The organism is Klebsiella sp. HN106 (assembly GCF_051209435.1).
GTDB classification, from domain to species: domain Bacteria; phylum Pseudomonadota; class Gammaproteobacteria; order Enterobacterales; family Enterobacteriaceae; genus Klebsiella; species Klebsiella oxytoca.
Genome location: NZ_JBLURD010000297.1, coordinates 1 through 278, shown reverse-complemented (window position 1 = coordinate 278; position 278 = coordinate 1). Strand labels below are relative to the sequence as shown.

The following is a 278-nucleotide window of genomic DNA, read 5'->3' as shown; positions in this document are numbered from 1 at the left end:
GTAGCCCGGCTAAGGCGACAGTCGGTAGCCCGGCTAAGGCGACAGTCGGTAGCCCGGCTAAGGCGACAGCCGCAAGCCGGGAGAAGCAGCGACATGCATCAGCGCTGTTTACGCACCTTCGTTGCTTTCAAAATGACAAACTTATTGTTCGTCGCAATCGTCGTGCAGTTACCAAAAGCGCGCTTCAGCTTACGGAAGTAGTCGAGATGACGGTTGCCGACGACGTACAGCTCGCCGCCGTATTTCAGGCTGCGGCGGGCGTCGTTAAACATCTGCCA

The 278-nt window shown here is 57.6% G+C and carries 1 protein-coding gene; it reads right to left on the bottom strand.

Features of this window, described 5'->3' with window-relative positions:
* Window positions 1–98 precede the first annotated feature (98 nt).
* A partial coding sequence (locus ACSIPU_RS31290) for a methyltransferase (RefSeq protein ID WP_435322591.1) occupies window positions 99–278 on the bottom strand: 180 nt, incomplete at its 5' end.